The following is an 18,268-nucleotide window of genomic DNA, read 5'->3' on the forward strand; positions in this document are numbered from 1 at the left end:
GCTAGAAACCGAAGCGAACGAGCTCGTCGGCGGTGACCAGGCGCTCGTGCTTGGCCGGCCACTCACGACTCTTTACCGGGTGGCGGAAGAAGGACCAGGCAATACGCCCGACCCGTGAGCGAGATTTCGGGTAGAGGTACACAAGGATCACTCCTGTGGTCGGATATCAGCTCAACGGAGCCCCACGTTACCGCAACGCTCACTCCAGCAATTAGACACAGATCACACCGCAAACGGCAAGAGGCGCGCCGTCAATTAATCCGATGATTCTGGTGGGACTGAAGTTACCCGTGTGACCTCAGGTGGATCAGCGCTGAGGTGCTGCCGTCGGCTTGATCGGCGCCGGCAACGCGGAATGCCCCATCAGATATCGGTCGACGCCGGCGGCCGCGGCACGGCCTTCGGCGATCGCCCACACGATCAGGGACTGGCCCCGGCCCATGTCACCGGCGACGAAGACGCCCTTCACCGAGGTGGCGAAGTTCGTGTCGCGGGTGACGTTGCCACGCTCGTTGATATCCACACCCAGGTCGGTCAGCAGCCCGGGGCGTTCCGGCCCGACGAAGCCCATCGCCAACAGCACCAGGTCGGCCTCGAGCTCGAAGTCGGTGCCGTCGACCTTCTCGAACTTGCCGCCCTTCATCACCACTTCGTGGGCGCGCAGCCCGGTGACCTTGCCCTCGTGGCCGATGAACTTCTCGGTGTTCACCGCGAAGACCCGTTCGCCGCCCTCTTCGTGGGCCGAGGCCACCCGGAACATCAAGGGGTACGTCGGCCACGGGGTGGAGTCCGCACGGGTCTCCGGCGGGCGAGGCATGATCTCGAACTGGTGGACGCTGGCCGCACCCTGCCGGTGCGCGGTACCCAGGCAGTCGGCGCCGGTATCGCCACCACCGATGATCACAACCTTCTTGCCCTTGGCGGTGATCGGCGGCTCGCCGTCCTCGCCGAGCACCGGGTCGCCCTGCTGCACCTTGTTGGCCCACGGCAGATACTCCATGGCCTGGTGGATGCCGTCGAGCTCGCGGCCGGGGACCGGCAGGTCGCGCCAATCGGTCGCGCCACCGCTGAGCACCACGGCGTCGTAGTTCAGTCGCAGCTGCGCGACCGTGAGGTCGACGCCGACGTTGACCCCGGTGCGGAACTGCGTGCCCTCGGCTTCCATCTGCTCCAGACGGCGGTCGATGTGGCGCTTTTCCATCTTGAACTCGGGGATGCCGTAGCGCAGCAGGCCGCCGATGCGATCGGCGCGCTCGAACACCGTCACCTGGTGCCCCGCCCTGGTCAGCTGCTGCGCGGCCGCCAGGCCCGCGGGACCCGACCCGACGACGGCGACCTTTTTGCCGGTCATCTTGTCCGGCATCATCGGCACGACCCAGCCCTCGTCGAAGGCATTGTCGATGATCTCGACCTCGACCTGCTTGATGGTCACCGGGTCCTGGTTGATGCCCAGCACGCAGGACGCCTCGCACGGCGCGGGGCACAGCCTGCCGGTGAACTCCGGGAAGTTGTTGGTCGCGTGCAGCCGCTCGATCGCGTCACGCCACCGGTCCCGATAGACCAGGTCGTTCCACTCCGGAATCAGATTGCCCAACGGGCAACCGTTGTGGCAGAACGGGATACCGCAGTCCATGCACCGGGAAGCCTGGGCCTCGAGGGTCTCATGAGGGAAGTCCTCTTCGTAGACCTCTTTCCAGTCCTTCAGCCGCAGATCGACGGGCCGGCGCGCCGGCGTCTCACGCTTGGTGTATTTGAGGAAACCGCGTGGATCAGCCATTGGCCGCCGCCATGATCGCGTCGTCGACGTTCGTGCCGTTACGCTCGGCCTCGGCGATAGCGGTCAGAACCGACCGGTAATCGCGCGGCATCACCTTCACGAAGTGCTTCAGTTGAGACTCCCAGTCCGACAAAATACGTTGCGCAGGCGCCGAATCAGTGGCGTCGACGTGGGCGACCAGCATGCCCTGCAACCACTCGATGTCATCGGCGTCCAGACGCTCCAGATCCACCATCTCGGCGTTGAGATTGTCGCCGAGATGACCGTGCTGGTCGTAGACGTAGGCGATGCCACCGGACATGCCCGCGGCGAAGTTACGGCCAGTGGGGCCGAGGATCGCCACCTTGCCACCGGTCATGTACTCGCAGCCGTGGTCGCCGACGCCCTCGACCACCGCGTGCGCGCCCGAGTTACGCACCGCGAACCGCTCGCCGACCTGACCGCGCAGGAACGCCTGCCCGCTGGTCGCGCCGAACAGAACCACGTTGCCCGCGATGATGTTGTCTTCGGCGACGAAGTCGCTCGGAGCGGACTCGGACGGCCGCACCACGATGCGCCCGCCGGACAGTCCCTTGCCGACATAGTCGTTGGCATCTCCGTACACCCGCAGCGTGATGCCCTTGGGGACGAAGGCACCAAAGCTGTTGCCTGCCGACCCGTCGAACCTGATGTCGATGGTGCCGTCCGGAAGCCCTTGTCCGCCATGGACCTTGGTGAGCTCATGGCCGAGCATGGTGCCGACGGTCCGGTTGACGTTGGCGATCGTGGTCGAGAAGCGCACTGGCGTGCCGGAATCGATCGCCTCGCGGCTCTGCGTGATCAGCTGCTGGTCGAGCGCCTTGTCGAGACCGTGGTCCTGGCGCGAGCTGCAGTACAGGTCCTGGTTCATGAACGCCGACTCGGGCTCGTGCAGGACCGGGGACAGGTCCAGCTTGTGGGCCTTCCAGTGCTCCGCAGCCTGGGCGGTGTCGAGTGAGCCGACCTGACCGACCATCTCGTTGACGGTGCGGAAGCCCAACTGCGCCATCAGCTCCCGCACCTCTTCGGCGATGAACATGAAGAAGTTCTCGACGAATTCGGGCTTGCCGTTGAAACGCTGGCGGAGCAGCGGATTCTGGGTGGCCACACCAACCGGGCAGGTGTCGAGGTGGCAGACGCGCATCATGATGCAGCCGGCCACCACCAGCGGAGCCGTGGCGAAGCCGAACTCCTCGCCGCCGAGCAGCGCGGCGATGACGACGTCGCGGCCCGTCTTGAGCTGGCCGTCGACCTGTACGACGATGCGGTCGCGAAGTCCGTTGAGCAGCAACGTTTGTTGGGTCTCTGCCAGGCCGAGCTCCCACGGTGCGCCCGCATGCTTCTGCGAGGTGAGCGGCGTGGCCCCGGTGCCGCCGTCGTGGCCGGAGATCAGCACCACGTCGGCATGCGCCTTCGACACGCCGGCTGCGACCGTCCCGACGCCGTTCTCACTCACCAGCTTCACGTGCACCCGCGCATTGGGGTTGGCGTTCTTCAGGTCGTGGATCAGCTGGGCCAGATCCTCGATCGAATAGATGTCGTGGTGCGGCGGCGGCGAGATCAGGCCGACGCCAGGCGTGGAGTGCCGCACCTCGGCCACCCACGGGTACACCTTCTTGCCCGGAAGCTGGCCGCCCTCACCGGGTTTCGCACCTTGTGCCATCTTGATCTGGATGTCGGTGCAGTTGGTCAGGTAGTGGCTGGTGACTCCGAAACGGCCCGACGCCACCTGCTTGATGGCGCTGCGGCGCCAGTCGCCGTTCGCGTCACGGTCGAAGCGGTCGACGGACTCGCCGCCCTCGCCCGAGTTGGACCGGCCGCCGAGGCGATTCATGGCGATGGCCAGCGTCTCGTGCGCTTCAGCGGAGATCGAGCCGTAACTCATTGCGCCCGTGGAGAATCGCTTCACGATCTCGCTGGCGGGCTCGACCTCTTCCAGAGGAACGGGCGGACGGACGGCATCATCGCCCGTGCGGAACTTGAGCAGACCGCGCAGCGAGGCGAGCCGCTCACTCTGGTCGTCGACCAGCTTGGTGTACTCCTTGAAGATCGAGTACTGGCCGGTGCGGGTGGAATGCTGCAGCTTGAAGACGGTGTCCGGGTTGAAGAGGTGGTATTCCCTTCCCGGCGCCACTGGTACTCGCCACCGACCTCGAGCTCGCGGTGCGCGCGCTCGTCAGGGCGATCCAGATAAGCCAGAGCGTGACGGGCGGCAACGTCAGCGGCGATGTCGTCGAGGTCGATGCCGCCGACCGGACAGGACAGTCCGGTGAAGTAGTCGTCGAGAACCTGCTGGCTGATGCCGATCGCCTGGAACAGCTGGGCACCCGTGTAGGACGCCAGCGTCGAGATGCCCATCTTGGACATCACCTTCAGAACGCCCTTGCCTGCGGCCTTGACGTAGTTGGCCTTGGCCTGGTCGCTGCTGATATCGGCGATCACGCCGCGGTCGCACATGTCCTCGATGGACTCGAACGCCATGTACGGATTGATGGCGGCGGCACCGAAGCCGACCAAGGCGGCCATGTGGTGCACCTCCCGGGCGTCGCCCGCCTCGACGACGAGACCGACCTGGGTACGGGTCCGGTCGCGCACCAGGTGGTGGTGCACGGCAGACACGCTCAGCAGCGACGGGATCGGTGCCAGCGATTCGTTGGACTCACGGTCGGAGAGGACGATGATGCGAGCACCGTTGCGGATGGCCTGCGACACCTTGGCGCGGACGTCGTCGAGCGCCTCCTTGAGCCCCTGGCCGCCGCGCGCTACCGGGTAGAGGCAGCGGATGACGGCGGCCCGCAGGCCGTGCTTGTGACCGCGGATCTCGTGGTCGGGGTCGACACACATCAGCTTCGACAGGTCGGCGTTACGCAGAATCGGGTTGGGCAGAATGATCTGGCGACACGAGTCCGCGGTGGGGTTGAGCAGGTCGCCCTCCGGGCCGACGGTCCCCTTCAGGCTGGTGACGACCTCCTCGCGGATGGCGTCCAGCGGCGGGTTGGTCACCTGGGCGAACAACTGCTGGAAGTAGTCGAAGAGCATGCGCGGACGCGCCGACAGCACGGCGACCGGGGTATCGGTACCCATCGAGCCGAGTGCCTCGGCACCGGTGCGCGCCATCGGCGCGACCAGCATGTTGAGCTCCTCGTAGGTGAAACCGAAGGCCTGCTGCCGCAGCACCACACGGTGGTGCGGCATGCGGACGTAGTCGCCGGGCGGCAGGTCGTCGAGGTGGAACTGCCCCGCGTCGAGCCACTCCTGGTACGGCTCGGCGGCGGCGAGCTCGGCCTTGATCTCCTCGTCGGAGACGATGCGACCTTGCGCGGTGTCCACGAGGAACATGCGGCCGGGCTGCAGGCGCATCTTGCGCACCACGGTCGAGGGGTCGAGGTTCAGCACGCCGGCCTCGGACGCGAGCACGACAAGGCCGTCCGCGGTGACCCAGACCCGGGACGGGCGCAGGCCGTTGCGGTCGAGGACCGCGCCGATCACGGTGCCGTCGGTGAAGCACACCGCAGCAGGGCCGTCCCACGGCTCCATCAGCGACGAGTGGTAGGCGTAGAAGGCTCGCCGCGCCGGATCCATCGACTCGTGGCGCTCCCAGGCCTCGGGAATCATCATCAGCATCGCGTGGGCGATGCTGCGCCCGCCAAGGTGGAGCAGTTCGAGAACCTCGTCGAAACGCGCGGTGTCCGACGCACCTGGCGTGCAGATCGGGAAGATCTTGTCGAGATCCTGCGTCGAGCCGAACACGTCGCTGTTGATGAGCGCCTCGCGCGCCCGCATCCAGTTCTCGTTACCGGTGACGGTGTTGATCTCGCCGTTGTGGGCGACCCGGCGGAAGGGGTGCGCCAGCGGCCACGACGGGAAGGTGTTGGTGGAAAACCTCGAGTGCACGATGCCCAGCGCACTTTCCAGCCGATCATCCTGCAGGTCGAGATAGAAGGCCTTGAGCTGCGGGGTGGTCAGCATGCCCTTGTAGACGAACGTCTGACCGGAAAGACTTGGGAAGTAAACGGTTTCGCGTCCGGGACCGTCTTGACCCGGCCCCTTGGTGCCCAGCTCGTGCTCGGCGCGCTTGCGTACCACGTAGGCACGGCGTTCCAGCTCCATCCCGGACGCGCCTCCGATGAACACCTGACGGAACGTCGGCATCGCATCTCGGGCCAGTGCACCGAGGGACGAATCGTCGGTGGGCACATCACGCCAGCCGAGCAGCGTCAGACCTTCGGCCTCGACGATCTTGCCGACGGATTCGCACGCCGCAGCGGCGTCGCGAGAGGACTGCGGCAGGAAGGCGATACCGGTGGCGTAGCTGCCCTCCTCGGGCAGCTCGAAGTCGACCACGGCGCGCAGGAAGGCGTCGGGAACCTGCAGCAGGATGCCCGCACCGTCGCCGGTGTTGGGCTCCGCGCCCTGGGCGCCGCGGTGCTCCATGTTCAGCAGTGCCGTGATGGCCTTGTCGACGATGTCGCGGCTGCGACGGCCGTGCATGTCCGCGACCATGGCGACGCCGCAGGAATCGTGTTCGTAGGCGGGGTTGTACAGCCCGACACTCGTGGGCATTCGCACCTGACCCTTCACAAGCATTTGTGCGCGGTGGTTCGTCGACGTCACCGCGCCCCGCCAGGGATTCCTCCGTGCGTCACTGAACGGGGCTCCACTGTGGTGTCAACAAGTTGTAAAACGATATGTCAAACCCCGCCTGACATGCCAACTTAGTCTAGGCTTACTTGGTTGCTCTGCCGCGGGAATCGAAGACGTGATCCCCGGGGGCATTTGGCTACGGAATCCGTTGTACGGGGCCCCTTTTGAGGGGCTGATGCGTGGTTGTCGCACCGCGGGACGGACGGAGAGCCCCGTTCGCCGCCCCGGTGGCTGTTTGCTGAGGGCGTAGGTTGTCCGCTAGGCCGGTGCGGTGTACCTCACATCAGCCGTCGTCACCGGCATCACGGGACCCGCGGCAGCCCGGCCCGAGACTTTGCGCAAACTCTGGTCGGATTCTTAGCTTTGCTTCGTCCAAACCGACAAATCGCAGAGAAAGCCCCGGTGAAGCCCGGCAAAACGTCGATCTCGAGCGACCAGCGATACTGAATACGATGACCGACCGCGACGACTACCGCGACCGATACCGGCAGGGCCCGCCCCCGCCGGGGTACGGCGGGCCGCCCACCGAGCGGCTGCCCCGTATCGAGGTGCCGCCGCGGGCGCCGATGCCGCCGATCCCCCCGTTGCCGCGGGCGCCGTATCCCCCGGTGCAAGCGCCCCCGCCGGTCCGGCCGGCCAAGCCCAAGCCGACCAGGGGTTGGCGCCGCGGCGTGCATGCCGCGACGTTCGGGCTGGTGAACCCCGGTCCGTCGCGCGAGGACAAGCGTCAGGCCGCGATGGAGGCCATGGTGGCCGCTCCGTTGCGCGGCCACTACAAGATCGGCGTGCTGGGCAAGGGCGGTGTCGGCAAGACGACGGTCTCGGCCAGCGTCGGGTGTGTGCTGGCCGAATTGCGCCGCGGGGACCGGGTGGTGGCGGTGGACGCCGACACCGCGTTCGGGCGGCTGGGCAGCCGGATCGACCCGCGCGCCGACGGCTCCTACTGGGAGCTGGCCAAGAACAAGAACCTGCGCTCCTTCGCCGAGGTGCTCACCCGGATGGGCAGCAACTCGTCGGGATTGTTCGTGCTGGCCGGGGAGAACGGCAGCCGCCGCGGGATCCTGGACCCGGCGATCTACCGGGAGGCCACCATGCGGCTCGACCGGCACTTCACCATCTCCATCGTCGACTGCGGTTCGACGATGGACGCGCCGGTCACCCAGGAGGCGATGCGGGACATGGACGCGCTGATCGTGGTGTCCTCGCCGTGGCCGGACGGGGCGTCGGCGGCCGCGCAGACGATGGAATGGCTTGCCGCCCATGGCAAGACCGGCCTGATGCAGCGCTCGGTGATCGTGCTCAACGATTCCGACGGGCATTCCGACAAGAAGACACGCGGGGTGCTGGCCGACCAGTTCCGCTCCCGGCGGCAGGCGGTGGTGGAAGTGCCCTTCGATCCGGGTCTGCGTCCCGGCGGTGTCATCAACAGCACCGCGGAGATGTCGGTGCCGACCCGCCGGGCGTTCGTCGAAGTGGCAGCGGTCATTTCGCAGTTCTTCGCGACCATTCCGCCCCGTGGACCCCGTTAGTATCGGCGGCTACGTCGTCGAATCCGTGCTCGGCACGGGGGCAACGGGCACGGTGTACCTGGCGAACGACGCCGGTCGGCTTGTCGCGCTGAAGGTGTCCACGTCCGGTGTACCCCCGGCTCTTGTTCATCCCAATATCGTGCCGGTGTACGACCACGGCACGACGCCGGATGGAAAGCACTGGTTGGCAATGCTCTACGTGGCCGGCAGGGACGCGGACAGCGAACTGCGGACTGGGCACATGTCACCAGGGCGGGCGGTGCACATCATCGCCGACGTCGCTCGCGGGCTGGACTTCGCGCATGCGCAGGGCGTGGTACACGGTGACGTGAAACCGTCGAATTTCCTTCTGGCCGATGATGACCGTGCGCTGCTGACCGACTTCGGGGCGGCGCCGTTCGCGGCGGACGGAATGGTGCTGGCGTCGGCTGCCTACGCGTCGCCGGAGATGTTGCGGGGCAACGAGATCGACGGACGCGCCGATGTGTATTCGCTGGGCTGCTCGCTGTTTCGGCTGCTGACCGGAAAGCCACCGTTCTTCGATGCGGGCTCGAAAGACGAGGTGGTACAGGCCCACCTTCACCGAGAGCCGCCACGAGCCACCGCGTTCGCACCGTGGCTGCCTTCGGCGATCGACGACGTCGTCGCCATGGCGATGGCCAAGGATCCGCGCGACCGGTACCAGAGCGCCGGCGAGCTGGCGGCTGCCGCCGACGCCGCGCTACGCGTCAAAGACTGATGGGCACATGCTTTTCCGCGCATGCGTCCGCGACCGCGGCCATCAGATCCTGAGTGCGCAGCGTTTCGAGGTCCTCGACGGTGACCGAGCCGCGGTTGGTCCGGTTCTGGGCCGCCACCCGTGAGTCACGCAACCGCTCCGCGCGTTCGACGACGTTGCGAGCGAACCGGCCGTTCTGCATGACGTCGATACCGTGGGTGCCGTCGGGGGCGAGGTAGGCCCGCAGCTTGCGGCACGCCGTGTTGAGCGCGTCCTGCGCGGCGGGTTCGATCACCGTGGCGCGCGGCCCGCCGTAGCGGACGGCGATCTGCACCAGCTCGTCGGGGCTGTACGACTCGAACCGCAGCTTGCGGTTGAAGCGTCCCGCCAAACCCGGGTTCACGGTGAGGAATTCGTCGACTTCCTTCTCGTAGCCTGCGCCGATGAAGCAGAAGTCGAAGCGATGCACCTCCAAGGCGACCAGCAACTGGTTGACCAGATTCAGCGGCACGGGTGGTGTCCCTCCGCCAGGTCTGCAGGGGTCACCGCAATCCACCTCCGTACCGTGCTTGATTGTCGGATTCGGCTTCTTCGCGCAGTGCGGCGAAGGCGAGGTTCAGCCGCTCACTGAGCTCACCGTGGGTGTAATCGGTCACGACAGCCGGATGCAAAGTCAGTTCGACCAGTTTGCCGTCGGAGTTGGCCACCGCGTGTATGTCCCCCAGGTCGACGCTGTAGGTGATGGTCTCGGCCTGCGCGACGAGCGCCTCCCACCGCTCGGCAGCCTCGCTCAGCTCCTTCAATACCGCGTCGACGAGATCTCTGTCGCTAAGCTCGCGACCGCTGCCCGATCCCGCCACGTCACAAGTATGTCCACCGTCGCTACCTGCGTCAATTCACTATTACAGCATCGGCGGTATCCGGTGGCGAATATGGCGCCAGCAACCTCGCACCATAGGTTCAGTTATGGCGCGGTGCCCCATTGGCTGGCGGGTGGGGCGCTGAGCGCCTCGAACCAGGCGAAGTGATAGTTGGCGGAGACCTCGTCGCCGAGGGCGATCGCTTCGGTCGCAGCCAACAACAGGCAGTTGCTCAGCAGGGCGGCGTCGACGTCGGGATACTGGGCCATCAGTTGATAGCGCGCGGTGTCGGAATGCACTCGCAGGACGTCGACCTCGGCGTCGAGCACGCCGGTGCGGGCCGCGCCGGCCTTCGCCAGGGTGTGCACCATCCGGGGCAAGCCGTCCCGCCAGTGGGTGGCCTCGACCAGCTTCCAGCCGAGGTCGTCGACGCGCGGCAGTTCGCGGGCTTCGAGCGAGGTCGCCGCATCGGTGCGCCCGGCACCGAACGGGTCACCGGGGTGATAGACCGCGGATCGGACGACGTCACCGAGGAGTTCGCCGACCCGTCCGCGGCGCCTGGCCGGCGGCAGCAGGCCGACACCGGCGGGCACTGCAATGCCCGATGGGATCCAGCCGTGCGCGAGATCGGTCACCAGCACAGTGGTGCCGTCCGCGCGCTCCCCGGCCGCCCAGCGCAACCCCGGCTCCTGGCGGGCGACGAACTCGAGCACCGATTCCAGCTGACGATCACCGGGTACCGGCGCAGGGGGCGGTTCAGGCGTGGCCGGCGGTTCAGGTTCGGGAGCGGGGGCGATCTCGACGGGTTCGACCACAGGCGACGGGGCCACGTCCTCCTCGCGCACCTGCTCCGGTGTGATCTTCGGCATCGCCGGATCGGTATCGAAATCATCTTCGGCAGAACGCAATTGCCGAATCGTCGACTCGACGCGCTGCACCGCATAGGACCTGGCCGTCTCGATGATCCGGACTTCCTCGGCCCGCCGCGCGAAATCAGGGACATCGGCGTGACGCAGCGCGCACAACCGCTCGTTCGCCGAGTCCGCGATGCGCTGCAGGTCGTTCTTCAGGTGGGCGGCGACGGCGGCGGTCGCGGGCGTGACCGTCTCCAGCTCCGCGGGCCACAGCCCCCCGATCACCCACGGCGTGGCGTCCGGCGGCGCGTCAAAGGTCGGCGCGGAGAGCGCTTGCCGCGTCGCCCTCTTCAGGCGCTGGCGCGCCGTGTTCCGACCGAAGATCGCCACTTGGAGGAGCCTACCGTCGATCCGTGCACTGTCAGTTCGGCAGTGGACCGTTCACCAGGCCGTTCAGGTCAGCGGGTCGTTCCGCCGGACCCCTTTGTAGATGCCGCGGCGCACGATCCACGGCATCAGCACCCGGTCGATCGACCAGGCCGGGAATCGGTAGGCGGTCCCGTTGGGAGCGAACACTTCCAGCCCGTCCGCCTGGATCCCCACGATCGAACCCCACCGGCGCCGGGGCGCGCGGTATCTCTTCAACGGACGGTCGGCCAGGGTCGCGCGAATGTTGTGCGCCAGCAGCGAGTCGGCCCGCGCCCGCGCTGATGCCCGCAGCGGATCGGTGGCGGCCACGTCTCCGATCGCGAAGACGTGGTGGTGACCGCACAGCTGCAACTCCGGGGTGACTTTGACGAAGCCCTGCTCGTCGAGCAGCTCCGCCGGCAGCCACTCGGTGTTGGGCTTGACCCGTCCGATCGCCCACAGCACCGCGTCGGCCTTCGACTCCGGCTGGCCGGTGCTCCACTGCACCGCGCCATCGGTGATCTCGTCACCGTCGAACCCGTCGGGCAGCACCGCTCGGTGCCCGGGATGCACGCCGACGCCCAAACCGATCAGCTTGTCGTGCAACCGCTCCCACGCCCGGTGGTGATGCTCGGTGAGTGCACGCTCACCCGGGAAGTACAGATCCACCGTCTTGCCCGGCCATGCCGTGGCGACGTTGGCGGCCGCACTGACCGCAGCGGCACCACCCCCGATGATCATCACCGACTCGGCGGCAGCCAGCCGCTCGTGGGTGGCGGTCAGATCGGCGGCGATCTCGGCGGGGGTCTGCAGCGTGGGTTGGCGCCAGAAGCCGTTGCGCACTCCGGTCGAAATCACCAGCACGTCATAGGTTTCGGTGACCGGCGAGCCGTCGGGCGCGGTCCCCAGCACGGTGCGGTTCTCCAGATCCAGGCCGGTGAGCGTCGCCTGCACGGTGCGCACCGAGTCCAGGCCCCGGTACTTGTCGAACGGGATCCAGTTGTCGCGGGCCCAGTCCTTCGGCCGGGCCAGCCGCAGCCCGAGCTCCTGACCGCTGACCAGGGCCGGCTTGACCGAGATGCCGACGACGTCGGCGTGCCGGGCCAGCTTGATCGCGGTGAGCAGTCCGCTGTCGCCCAAGCCGGCGATCACGACGCGGGGCTTGCGGCTCATACTGCGGCCTTTCGGGGCGGGCGGGGAATCAGCATGGGCACTCGGTCGATGACGTCCTGGTACTGCGGGCGGCGGGCCAGGCTGCGCTTCTCCATCATCGGGATGCTGGCACCGAGGAACATCGCGACCATCGCCACCACCCCGACGAACAGCCACCAGGCGTCGGCGGGCGCGGCGGCGACGCCGAACAACGCCATGGCCAACCAGAAGCCGATCTCGCCGAGATAATTCGGGTGCCTCGACCAGGCCCACAACCCGCGGTCCATCACCGCGCCGGGTTTCTTGTCACGGACGAAGCGGTGCATCTGGGTGTCGGCCGCCAGCTCGAGAGTCACCGCGCCGATGCCCACCGCGAACGCGATCCAGCTCAGCCAGACCAGGCCGTCGCCGGGTCGGGTCACCGCGACGTAGACCGGCAGCATGCCCAGGAACACCTGCACGGTCGGGATCAGGTGGATGCCGAACAGGTCGGCCAGGAATTCCCACCGCCCCGCGGCGGCGCGCAGCTGCGGGTATCGCCAGTCCTCGTGGTGCAGGCCGGGGAAGCTGTACACCCAGTTCCCGGTCAAGCGGACCGCCCAGTACATGACGACGATCGCGACCAGCCAGCACCGCACCGAATCCAGGCCGAGCGGCCCGGCGGCCCACCAGTAGATCAGCAGCAGCGGCGGGATCACGCTCCAGAACGCGTCGTAGAAGCTGGAGTTGCGATACGCCCGACTGAAGACGAACACCACCAGGGTGGCGATGACGTCGGCGATGAAGGCGTCTAGCCACAACCGCCCAGTCGCTGACGGGCCATACAACAGCCAGCCCGCGCCGGCCGCGACCGCGACGACGTAGGCCGCAGTGACCAATCCGAGCGATTTCGCCTTGCTTCGGTCTACCATTTCCAGCCTCCTACCGCGGCCGAACTGTAACACGTTCTAGTTACTTACCGACTGAGCGATCTCAGGTCCAGACCCAAAACTTGACACCTGCCAACAACGGCCGCCATGGGGTTCCTTATCGTGTCGGAATGAGCACCGTCGCTGATGCCGACCGGGTCGAAGACCTGGCCCGGCGGGTCGTGGCAGACCACGACCCGAAGAAAGTCCCGATTCCGGAATTCCTCGGCGCCTGTTACGACGCCGGCCTGTCCTGGGTGCACTTCCCTGAAGGTCTCGGTGGGCTCGGCCTGTCGCGCGGCCTGCAGGCAGTCGCCGACCGGATCCTGCAGGGCGCCGGCGGCCCGGTGCCGCTGGGCCTCAACCCCATGGGCTACGGCATGGCCGCGCCGACCGTGCGCGAACACGCCCAGTCCGACGAACTCAAGAAGGCGCTGCTGCGGCCGCTGGCCACCACCGAAGACATCTGGTGCCAGCTGTTCTCCGAGCCGGGCGCGGGCTCGGACCTGGCCGGCCTGGCCACCACCGCGGTGCCCGACGGCGACGAGTGGGTGATCAACGGCCAGAAGGTGTGGACCAGTCTGGCGCACCGCGCCCGGTGGGGTCTGCTGCTGGCCCGGACCAATCCCGACATCGCCAAGCACAAGGGCCTGACCTATTTCGTGCTCGACATGCACGCCCCCGGCGTGGAGACCCGTCCGCTGCGCCAGATGACCGGGCAGGCGGAATTCAACGAGGTCTACATGACCGACGCCCGCATCCCCGACAGCCACCGCCTCGGCGCCGTCGGCAACGGCTGGAACGTCGCGATGACCACCCTGATGAACGAGCGCAGCGCACTGGGCGCCAGCGGCAGCCGCCGGGGCAGCGGCACCATCAAGGAGGCCACCACACTGTGGGCCTCACGCCCCGACCTGCATACCCCGGTACTCCGAGACCGGTTGTCGCAGTTGTGGTTACGGTCCGAGGCTCAGCGGCTGACCTCCGAGCGCTCCCGCGCCTCGGCCACCGCCGGCGGCCCGGGCCCGGAGGCTTCGGTCGGTAAGCTGGTGGGCGCGTTGCTCAATCAGCACATCTACGAATGGTGCATGGATCTGCTTGGGCCCGAAGGCATTCTGTACGACCGTTACGCGTTGGCCGACGACGCCGGCGACGCGGGCGACTGGCGCGGGCCGATCCAGCAGCGCTTCCTGCGCAGCCGCGCCAACACCATCGAGGGCGGCACCACCGAGGTGATGCGCAACATCCTCGGCGAGCGGGTCCTGGGCCTGCCCGGTGATCTGCGTGCCGACGCCGGCATGCCCTGGAAGGAGATCCCCCGTGGCTGAGAAGCTTGCGGATCAGACCGCACGAGGCGCTGAGTTCCAATTCACCGAGGAGCAGCAGCAGCTGCGCGCCGCGGTGCGCAAGTTCTGCGCAGACAACTTCGACGAGTCGACCGTGCGCCGGTTGATGGAGTCCGAGGTGCCCTTCGACGCCAAGGTGTGGAACCGTCTGGGGGCCGAGCTCGGCGTGCTCGGGCTCTCGGTTCCCGAGGACGACGGCGGTGTCGGCGGCTCGCTGGTCGATCAGGCCGTCGCGGTCGAGGAATTCGGCGCGACGCTGGCCTGCGGGCCGCTGTTCGGCACTGTTTACCTCGCCGTCCCCGCGCTGGTCGCCAGTTCGGCCGGCCCGGCGCGTGACGAACTGCTGGCCACGTTGGTGGAGGGCACCGCCACCGCGGCCTTCGCCGTCGCCGACAGGGCAGGCGCGTTCGATCTCGCCGCGGTGACCGTTGACGCCGCCGGTGACACCGTCTCCGGCACCGTCAAACGCGTTGTCGACGGTGCCGCTGCCGACGTAATCCTGGTCGCGGCAACGGGTCCCGACGGGGTGGGGCTCTACGCGGTGGAGGCCCAAGACGTTCAGCGCACGGCGCTGTCGACCCTGGATCTGACCCGCCCGCAGGCCAACATCACCTTCTCCGATTCCCCCGCCCGGCTGCTGGCCGGCCCGGAGGACGCCGAACGGGTGATCACTCACGCACTGCAGGTGGGTTCGGCGCTGCTGGCGGTCGAGCAGGTCGGCGCCGCACAGCACCTGCTGGATCTGTCGGTCGAGTACGCCAAGTCCCGCCTGCAGTTCGGCCGCCAGATCGGCTCGTTCCAGGCGATCAAGCACAAGCTGGCCGACATGCTCGTCGACGTCGAACATGCCCGCTCGGCGGCCTACCACGCGGTGTGGGCGTTGACCGACGGCTCCGACGATCCGGCACTGGCGACCAGCATCGCTGCGGCCGCGGCCTCGGCCGCGCTCAGCCGTGTCGCCGCCGACACCATCCAGGTGCACGGCGGCATCGGCTTCACCTGGGAACACCAGGCGCACTTGTACTTCAAGCGCGCAGCCACCGATGCCGCGCTGCTCGGCACTGCCGAACAGCACCGGGCCAGGATCGCCGACATCGTGCTGGACGAGGCCAGTGCCGAGGACGCCACCCGGGTGGCCGACGGGCTGCCTGTCTGAGGCGTAGACACGAAAGTTCGGGTGCGAGAAGTGCTGAGGACTTCTCGCACCCGAACTGTTTCCGTGGTGCGCCCGGCTCGTCAGCTGCGATGGCGATTCCACTGGTGATGGTGATGGATCGAGGTCCCCGGCTGGGGCTGATTGGTCTGGTGCGGGAACGCCGGGTGCGGCGCCGGGTGGCTCATGTTGGGGCCGCCTGCGTCCGCGACGCTCTCAGGTGCGGCTCCCAGGGCGACCAGCGCGGAGCCGGTGGCCAAGATCGCGCCTGCGGCGATGCGCTTGAACCAGATCGTGGTCGAGGTGGTGGTGGTCGTGATGGTCATGTCGTGCTCGTTCTGTTCGTGCTTCACCCGGTTTGCCGGGTAAGACAAGAATCGCGCATGACAACCCCACTGTCTGTCGGGTGACCAGGCCACAGCAGGGGTGAAACCGGTGTCCACCGATCAGGGGACAACACGTCTCAGGGCGTATTGCGCTCGGCAAAGTGAGCTTGCCGCTCGGCCATCGCCGCCGCTCGCTGGGCTGGCGTCAGCCGCCGCGACGGATCGAAATAACGGTCGATCTCATCGGTGCCGATCACGGTGACGCGGGGCGTGGCGGGCTGCTCCGATGCGCTCGCCCGCCACGTCACCACCCCGCCCCGATAGCCCCTGCCGTCGAGCCAGTTGGGTATCCCGAAGTCGCTGGTGGACAACAGGATCCGCACCCGCCCATCGGTGATCTCGGACTGGCCGAGGTTCAGACTGGTCTGCCGCGTCTCGATGTCGATCATCGCGCTCCAGCGGTCGGTCAGGCAGATGCCGACATATGGACTGCCGGTGGGGATCTCGTACTCGATCACCAAGGCCTGGTCATCGGTGAGCTCCCAGGCGATCGGGACGAACCACGCGCCGGCCATCGCCGAGGGCGGCTGCATCGGCGGTATCGCGAAGTTCTTCGGCAACGCCCCGAACACCCGCGCCGGAATGTCTTTGACCCACATGGTGAACAAGTCCCGCGAGGCGGCCAGGTGCGTGGTGAATGCCTCGATCGCGGTGCCCGCCGGCTGCGGTACCGCAGCGGGAATGTCGCCGAGGCACTCGATGCGAACAGTGCCCTTCCGTTGACAGCCCCAATCGCCGTAGGTCTGGTACGCGCAGAACGAATCGGCTCCGCGCGGCAGCTCGAACCAATTGGCGCCCTGCCGCTCTCGACTGAAATAGATCTCGAACGTCCCGTCGTCGGCGACGGCGAGGTCCTCGGCGAGCACTTTGACCGCGGCGCCTTGATCGTCCTTGCCGGTGTACACGCCGAACGTCGTCTGGGCCACTGATCCCAGCGTCCCGGACACCCGATAGTCATGAGCGTCGTCGATGCGTGCCGACAGGTACAGCGTGTCCGGGTTGGAATGGCCCCAATTCCACGGCGAATACTGGGTATTGATCAGCGTTGGCCGCACGGGGTCGCTGCTGAGCAGCAACCCCGAATACTGGATGTGACCCACCAGCCGCTCCAGCAGCGTGGCCGCCGACCCGTCATCGAGATCGCCGTCTGCGAGCGCGAGTTCGAGCAACTCGTTGTTGAGATCGGAGAACTCACGCCACGCGGTCCGGATCCGGTCAGTGTGGTCGGTCACGATCGGGTGTCCTCGATTCCGTAGAAGTCGCGATAGAACTGCAACTGCGGCCACAATTCATCGATGTCGAGGCCGTAGTCGTCGGCGCGATAGACGTGCGGCTTTCGGTTGGCCATTCCACGTTCGTCGACGAAGCGGCTCATCTTGGCCCGGTTGGACTCGGTGAGCTCGATTCCGAAGTGCTGGTAGATCTCGGTCACACACGACAGCGGATCGGTCACCATGCGCTGCATCGGGAAGTCGACGAACCGATCGGCGAGATGTTGGAACTGACGCCGTAATTCGACATTGCGCTCGAGCATTCTGGTGGTGCGCCAGCACATGAACCGGCCGTGGTCGTGCCAGTCGGGATCATCCTCGGTCATGTGAAAGACAGTGCCCGCCAGACTACATCCCGAGGCGACGATCTCGGTGGGTTCGCGATAGGTGGTGATGAAACGGGCGTCGGGGAACACCGCCAGAATGTTGTCGATGTTTTCCATGTGTGGCGGTGTCTTGAGCAGCCAGCTGGTCGCCGGGCGCAGGCCGCCGCTTTGCATGTATTGCAGGAGCAGCTTTTCTTCCTCATACACCCAGCGCAGATCTTGCCGGGTCAGCCAGCGGGCGTAACCCTGGCAGTTGAACATGACGTGGAAGGTGTCGCTGTGAAAAGCGTAGGCGTGCAGCAGCGCACACTCCTGGGCTTCCCAAGCCCCAACCGGGTGCGCGGCGTCGAGGTTGGGTGCCAGCGCCATGATTCGGCGGATTTGCTTCTCGCTGGCGGCAATCCGCGGATCGTGGTCCATCGTCGCGGGGTCCAGCGGGGGGTGTAGCTCGTCGCACTCCCAGGTGAGCGGATAACGAAAGCCGCTGTCCTGACTGAGCAGATGATGGGTGACGGTCGTCCCGGTGCGGGGTGCGCCGACGATGAAGATCGGGCGCTGAATTTTCTCCTCGCGAATCTCGGGGTGTTGGCGTAGGTGCTCGGTGAGCAGCAGTCGCTGGCGCAGCAGGTTGGTCAGATGCGTGCCGGCCATCACCCGGCCGAGTCCGTTGAGCCGGTCTTCGCCTTCCAGCGACGCAATCAATTGTTCGAGGCCCGCCTCGAAGCGCGGGTCGCCGAAGTCGGTCAACCCGCCGGCTCCCCGGCTGGCCCGGCTCTTCAATGCATCTGCGCTCAAGGTCATCGGGTGCGTGCCGATGCGCCGCGCAGTCCGGTAGGCCAGATTCATCGCCCGGATCGGGACGGGTCTGGGTGGAGTCTCGATCGCGATACCGACCACCTCCCGACACGGCGGGGCGGT

The 18,268-nt window shown here is 67.1% G+C and carries 12 protein-coding genes and 2 pseudogenes; 4 read left to right on the top strand and 10 right to left on the bottom strand.

Annotated features, from left to right (window positions below):
• Positions 1-307: 307 nt before the first annotated feature.
• Together D3H54_RS28945 and gltB are read right to left on the bottom strand one after the other, a co-directional pair.
• Positions 308-1,777: a glutamate synthase subunit beta gene (locus D3H54_RS28945; protein WP_149383103.1), complete on the bottom strand. Its 1,470-nt coding sequence runs from the start codon at positions 1,775-1,777 to the stop codon at positions 308-310.
• Positions 1,770-6,358: pseudogene (gene gltB / locus D3H54_RS28950) on the bottom strand (glutamate synthase large subunit). The gene D3H54_RS28945 and the pseudogene gltB overlap by 8 nt, the downstream one beginning before the upstream one ends.
• A 533-nt stretch (positions 6,359-6,891) precedes the next feature.
• Between gltB and D3H54_RS28955 the strand changes: the two are divergent.
• Together D3H54_RS28955 and D3H54_RS28960 are read left to right on the top strand one after the other, a co-directional pair.
• Entirely contained in the window at positions 6,892-7,968 is a 1,077-nt protein-coding gene (locus D3H54_RS28955) for a MinD/ParA family ATP-binding protein (RefSeq protein WP_149383104.1), read from the top strand.
• Positions 7,955-8,707: a serine/threonine-protein kinase gene (locus D3H54_RS28960; RefSeq protein ID WP_168215000.1), complete on the top strand. Its 753-nt coding sequence runs from the start codon at positions 7,955-7,957 to the stop codon at positions 8,705-8,707. The genes D3H54_RS28955 and D3H54_RS28960 overlap by 14 nt, the downstream gene beginning before the upstream one ends.
• Here the strand turns inward: D3H54_RS28960 and D3H54_RS28965 are convergent.
• The 5 genes and pseudogenes from D3H54_RS28965 to D3H54_RS28985 all read right to left on the bottom strand — a co-directional run.
• Positions 8,697-9,209, bottom strand: a pseudogene (locus D3H54_RS28965) (type VII secretion AAA-ATPase EccA); the annotation flags it as partial. The gene D3H54_RS28960 and the pseudogene D3H54_RS28965 sit on opposite strands and share 11 nt — an antisense overlap.
• A gap of 19 nt (positions 9,210-9,228) precedes the next feature.
• Positions 9,229-9,546, bottom strand: coding sequence for a DUF2710 family protein (locus tag D3H54_RS28970; RefSeq protein WP_149383107.1), 318 nt, complete (start codon positions 9,544-9,546; stop codon positions 9,229-9,231).
• Between the two features lie 104 nt (positions 9,547-9,650).
• On the bottom strand, positions 9,651-10,790 hold the full coding sequence (locus D3H54_RS28975; protein ID WP_149383108.1) for a DUF5631 domain-containing protein: 1,140 nt from the start codon (positions 10,788-10,790) through the stop codon (positions 9,651-9,653).
• A gap of 63 nt (positions 10,791-10,853) precedes the next feature.
• Entirely contained in the window at positions 10,854-11,981 is a 1,128-nt protein-coding gene (locus D3H54_RS28980) for an FAD-dependent oxidoreductase (protein WP_149383109.1), read from the bottom strand.
• Positions 11,978-12,871 carry a DUF1295 domain-containing protein gene (locus tag D3H54_RS28985; RefSeq protein WP_149383110.1) on the bottom strand — a complete coding sequence of 298 codons (894 nt, stop codon included), beginning with the start codon at positions 12,869-12,871 and terminating at the stop codon, positions 11,978-11,980. The genes D3H54_RS28980 and D3H54_RS28985 overlap by 4 nt, the downstream gene beginning before the upstream one ends.
• A 128-nt stretch (positions 12,872-12,999) precedes the next feature.
• Here D3H54_RS28985 and D3H54_RS28990 point away from each other — a divergent pair, with 128 nt between their 5' ends.
• Positions 13,000-14,196 carry an acyl-CoA dehydrogenase family protein gene (locus tag D3H54_RS28990; RefSeq protein WP_149383111.1) on the top strand — a complete coding sequence of 399 codons (1,197 nt, stop codon included), beginning with the start codon at positions 13,000-13,002 and terminating at the stop codon, positions 14,194-14,196.
• Positions 14,189-15,370 carry an acyl-CoA dehydrogenase family protein gene (locus D3H54_RS28995; protein ID WP_168215001.1) on the top strand — a complete coding sequence of 394 codons (1,182 nt, stop codon included), beginning with the start codon at positions 14,189-14,191 and terminating at the stop codon, positions 15,368-15,370. The genes D3H54_RS28990 and D3H54_RS28995 overlap by 8 nt, the downstream gene beginning before the upstream one ends.
• A gap of 80 nt (positions 15,371-15,450) precedes the next feature.
• Here the strand turns inward: D3H54_RS28995 and D3H54_RS29000 are convergent, their stop codons facing one another.
• The 3 genes from D3H54_RS29000 to D3H54_RS29010 all read right to left on the bottom strand — a co-directional run bounded on the left by D3H54_RS29000 (position 15,451) and on the right by D3H54_RS29010 (position 18,196).
• Entirely contained in the window at positions 15,451-15,693 is a 243-nt protein-coding gene (locus tag D3H54_RS29000) for a hypothetical protein (protein WP_149383113.1), read from the bottom strand.
• Between the two features lie 137 nt (positions 15,694-15,830).
• The gene (locus D3H54_RS29005; protein ID WP_149383114.1) at positions 15,831-16,985 is read right to left on the bottom strand and encodes a hypothetical protein; all 1,155 of its coding nucleotides are present in this window, start codon (positions 16,983-16,985) and stop codon (positions 15,831-15,833) included.
• Positions 16,982-18,196, bottom strand: a complete 1,215-nt coding sequence (locus D3H54_RS29010; protein WP_149383115.1) for a sulfotransferase family protein — start codon at positions 18,194-18,196, stop codon at positions 16,982-16,984. The genes D3H54_RS29005 and D3H54_RS29010 overlap by 4 nt, the downstream gene beginning before the upstream one ends.
• Positions 18,197-18,268 lie beyond the last annotated feature (72 nt).

It is taken from the genome of Mycobacterium sp. ELW1, assembly GCF_008329905.1.
GTDB lineage: Bacteria > Actinomycetota > Actinomycetes > Mycobacteriales > Mycobacteriaceae > Mycobacterium.

Bases quoted from the DNA above. Each gene is read 5' to 3' on its own strand.
- D3H54_RS28945 (WP_149383103.1), bottom strand. From the start codon at position 1,777: ATGGCTGATCCACGCGGTTTCCTCAAATACACCAAGCGTGAGACGCCG.
- D3H54_RS28955 (WP_149383104.1), top strand. From the start codon at position 6,892: ATGACCGACCGCGACGACTACCGCGACCGATACCGGCAGGGCCCGCCC.
- D3H54_RS28980 (WP_149383109.1), bottom strand. From the start codon at position 11,981: ATGAGCCGCAAGCCCCGCGTCGTGATCGCCGGCTTGGGCGACAGCGGA.
- D3H54_RS28985 (WP_149383110.1), bottom strand. From the start codon at position 12,871: ATGGTAGACCGAAGCAAGGCGAAATCGCTCGGATTGGTCACTGCGGCC.
- D3H54_RS28990 (WP_149383111.1), top strand. From the start codon at position 13,000: ATGAGCACCGTCGCTGATGCCGACCGGGTCGAAGACCTGGCCCGGCGG.
- D3H54_RS29000 (WP_149383113.1), bottom strand. From the start codon at position 15,693: ATGACCATCACGACCACCACCACCTCGACCACGATCTGGTTCAAGCGC.
- D3H54_RS29010 (WP_149383115.1), bottom strand. From the start codon at position 18,196: ATGAATCTGGCCTACCGGACTGCGCGGCGCATCGGCACGCACCCGATG.